Below are 3,738 nucleotides of genomic sequence, written 5' to 3'. Positions count from 1 at the left end.
GACGAGGGCATACCACATGGCGAACCTTGGGGCGGAAGGGGCGTGAACTTGCATTATGGTCACTCTGGCGGGACAACGTGAGCCCCGCGCGCGTCCGGCTGATGCGCATCGAGCGCACGGGCGCGACGGTCGGCCGCGCACGCTCCGTCACTTCGGCAAACGCGTCCGTGGCGCGGGCCTCCGCTCGTGGTTGCCGGGAACGGGCCATAGGCGATGCCGCGCGACGCTGCTACAGTCATTGATCCCATTCCCCTCAAGCGGAGCGTTCGCGATGAAGCTGATCGGCATGCTGGATTCCCCGTTCGTGCGTCGGGTCGCCATTTCGGCGAAGCTGCTCGACCTCCCGTTCGAACACGAGTCGATCTCGGTGTTCCGTCATTTCGAGCAGTTCAGGGCGATCAACCCGGTCGTCAAGGCGCCGACGCTCGTGACCGACGACGGCGCGACACTGCTCGATTCGTCGCTGATCGTCGACTATCTCGATCATCGGGTCGCGCCCGAACGGCGCCTGCTGCCCGATGCCGCCGATGCACGGCTGCGCGTACTCGTGCCGGTCGGCTTCGCGCTGGCGGCCGCCGAGAAGACCGTGCAGGTCGTCTACGAGCAGGCGCTGCGCCCGGCCGACAAGCAGCATGCGCCGTGGCTCGAACGCGTGCTGAGCCAGATCGAGGGCGCATACGGCGCACTGGAGCCGCTCGCCGCGGCCACGGACGGCTGGTTCGGCGGCGCGCGCCTGCTGCAGTCCGACGTGACGGTTGCGGTCGCATGGCGCTTCACGCAGTTCATGGCGGCCGACTACCCGGTGCTCGCGCGGATCGATCCGGCCCGTTATCCGGCACTGGCCGCGCATTCGGCGCGGGCGGAAGCGCTGCCGGCATTCGTCGAAACACCGCTCGTCTAGGCGTCGCGGCGGCGCGCGACGCGGCCCCGCGTCGCTCCTCGTCGCCCGCTCGGCCTTGCCAGGCAAGCCTTTGCCGATTGTTCGCGGCGGCCGACAAGTGACTTCGTATTCGTGCTGTTTATCCGGAAGCGGCCGGTCCCTAGAATCCACTCCATCGAATCACGCATTGCCTGATGGAGCCGATGATGAAAGCCCTGATCGAATCGAGCCTGTACCACCCGTCCCTCGTGTTGCCGCTTGCCGCGCTGACGCAGTTGATGGTCGAGCGCGATTTCAATCTGAGTCAGGTCGGGCTGATCGTCGCGGCGCGCGGTGCGCAGGCCGCCGTGTCGCGCTCGCGCGCGCTGATTTTCTGCCGCCACTGCGAAGCGCAGGCATGACGGCGCACGCATCGCATGGATGAAAAAAAGCCCGGCCGGCGCAAGCCGGTCGGGCGGATCGGGTTCGATCTGGCCCCGGCTTCGGCCGGGGCTTTTTCATGGGCGACGCTCAGGCGCGTGCCGGCGACACGACACCGTACATCTCCGATTCGTCGTCCTCGCGCATCTGGCGCACGAGCTGATGGGCTTCGCGACGCGACGCGACGGCCGGCGGCGAGCCCTTGAGCGGCTGGCGCGCCGTTTCGGCGAGCGCGACGACCGACACGATGCCGATCACGGCGGCGCCCATCATGTAGTACGCGGGCATCATCAGGTTGTGCGTGACGTCGACCAGCCACGCGGTCACGAGCGGGGTCGTGCCGCCGAACAGCGACACCGACACGTTGAAGCCGATCGCGAGCGCGCCGTAGCGGATCTCGGTCGGGAACAGCGCCGGCAGCGCCGACGGCATCACGCCGGTAAAGCACGACAGCAGCACGCCGAGGATCAGCAGACCGCCGAACACCGACGCGGTGGTGCCCGCATGGATCAGCATCATCGACGGGATCGACAGCGCGAGCAGGCCGACGCAGCCGGCGAGCATCACGGGCTTGCGGCCGATCCGGTCCGACAGGCGGCCGGCGGCGAGCGTCAGCGGCATCATCAGCACCATCACGATCAGCACGAGCACGAGGCTGTGCGATTCGTCGAAATGCAGCGTCGACGACATGAAGCTCGGCAGGTACGACAGCACCATGTAATCGGTCACGTTGAAGATCAGCACGAGGCCGACGCACAGCAGCAGGGCACGCCAGTTGCGCATCAGCGTTTCGCGGAAGCGCGTCTTCGGCACGGCCTTGTCCTGCGCTTCGCGCTCCTCGGCCTGGCGCTTGAACGCCGGCGTTTCCTCGAGCTTCATCCGGATGTAGAGACCGATCAGGCCGAGCGGGCCGGCGATCAGGAACGGCACGCGCCAGCCCCACGACAGCAGCGCTTCCTGCGACAGCGACGCGGTGAGCAGCGCGACGACGCCCGCACCCATCACGTAACCGATCAGCGTGCCGAACTCGAGGAAGCTGCCCATGAAGCCGCGGCGCTTGTCGGTCGAGAATTCGGCGATGAAGGTGGCTGCGCCGCCGTATTCGCCGCCGGTCGAGAAACCCTGCACGAGGCGGGCGACGAGCAGCAGCACGGGCGCCATGATGCCGATCGACGCGTAGCTCGGAATGAGGCCGATCGCAAAGGTGCCGACGGCCATCATGATCATCGTGGCGGCGAGCACGCGCTGGCGGCCGATGCGGTCGCCGAGCGGGCCGAACACCATGCCGCCGAGCGGACGCACGAGGAACGCGGCCGCGAACGTGCCGAAGGTCGCGAGCAGCTGCGCGGACGGGCTGCTGGACGGGAAGAACACCTTGCCGAGCGTGACGGCGATGTAGCTGTAGACGCCGAAGTCGAACCATTCCATCGCATTGCCGATGGCCATCGCGCTGACGGCGCGCTTGAGGAGGCTCTGGTCGACGACGGTTATGTCGTCCGCGACGAGCGGGGCTTCGCCGGACGACGAAGCGGAGGAAGAAGCAGCGGTCGGGCTGACGTGTGTTGCGGTCAAGGTCATGCACTCCTTTGACTGCGCCGAACGGGCGGGCCGTCCGACACGGTTTGCCGGCGAGCGCGGTGTCGAGTGCGGCGCGTCGGGGCAAACCTTTAAGCACTTACTGCACTATGGGCGGTAAAGGGCCGTAAGGGGCTGCTTCGACGCGGGCCCGATGGGCCGTCGCGACAGTGCGCTCATGAAGAATGGGCCGCGTGATGCAGGCGGCAGATGCCGGTGCGGACGGTGTCCGGCGTTCCGGCAAGCGCCCCGGAGGGGCAACGAAACGAGAAAAGCGGGCCTGTCGGGCGGGCTTTCCTGTATGTGCAATTTCGGTCGAAGGGCCGGCCCGCAACGCGCGGACGGACTTCTGTCGAAATCGAATAGACAGAGATTGAATGTTGAAACAGGCGACATGATAGCACGATGGCGGATGATCGTGCAAATTGCCGGGAAACGCCCGTCAGGCGGGGCGTCCGGCGGGGGCGGCTCGGGTATGATCGGCGGCGCGCGGCAGGGCCGTGCAGCCCCCGGTGACGGGGGCCGAATTCACGAGGAACCGGATGACCGAACTGATGAGGATCGCGGCGCTGTTCGCCGCCACCGCGCTGGCCGAAATCGTCGGCTGTTACCTGCCGTGGCTCGTGCTGAAGGAGGGCCGGCCGGTGTGGTTGCTGGTGCCGGCCGCACTGTCCCTTGCGGTGTTCGCGTGGCTGTTGACGCTGCACCCGAGTGCGGCGGGGCGTACCTACGCCGCGTACGGCGGCGTGTACATCGCGGTGGCGCTGGTCTGGTTGCGGGTGGTCGACGGCGTCGCGCTGACCCGCTGGGACGTGGCCGGCGCGGCGCTCGCGCTCGGCGGAATGGCGGTCATCGCGCTGCAG

Annotated in this window: 4 protein-coding genes; 3 read left to right on the top strand and 1 reads right to left on the bottom strand. The window is 67.7% G+C overall.

Annotation, left to right across the window (positions count from 1 at the left end; genetic code table 11):
* Positions 1-271: 271 nt before the first annotated feature.
* Positions 272-901 carry a glutathione S-transferase gene (locus tag G3N99_RS36690; protein ID WP_206124802.1) on the top strand — a complete coding sequence of 210 codons (630 nt, stop codon included), beginning with the start codon at positions 272-274 and terminating at the stop codon, positions 899-901.
* A 173-nt stretch (positions 902-1,074) separates the two neighbouring features.
* On the top strand, positions 1,075-1,281 hold the full coding sequence (locus G3N99_RS36685; RefSeq protein WP_174915255.1) for a hypothetical protein: 207 nt from the start codon (positions 1,075-1,077) through the stop codon (positions 1,279-1,281).
* A 109-nt stretch (positions 1,282-1,390) separates the two neighbouring features.
* Here G3N99_RS36685 and proP read toward each other — a convergent pair whose 3' ends face one another.
* Positions 1,391-2,878 (bottom strand): glycine betaine/L-proline transporter ProP, encoded by a 1,488-nt coding sequence (proP, locus tag G3N99_RS36680; protein WP_011351590.1) that lies wholly within the window; start codon positions 2,876-2,878, stop codon positions 1,391-1,393.
* A gap of 539 nt (positions 2,879-3,417) precedes the next feature.
* Between proP and G3N99_RS36675 the strand changes: the two genes are divergently transcribed.
* Positions 3,418-3,738, top strand: a 321-nt coding sequence (locus tag G3N99_RS36675; protein ID WP_206124801.1) for a YnfA family protein, incomplete at its 3' end; no start/stop codon positions are given.

The sequence above is a fragment of the Burkholderia sp. Ac-20392 genome (genome assembly GCF_017104585.1).
GTDB lineage: Bacteria > Pseudomonadota > Gammaproteobacteria > Burkholderiales > Burkholderiaceae > Burkholderia > Burkholderia lata.
The sequence above is the reverse complement of the archived record's forward strand: the minus strand, read 5'-3'. Positions and strand labels throughout refer to the sequence as shown.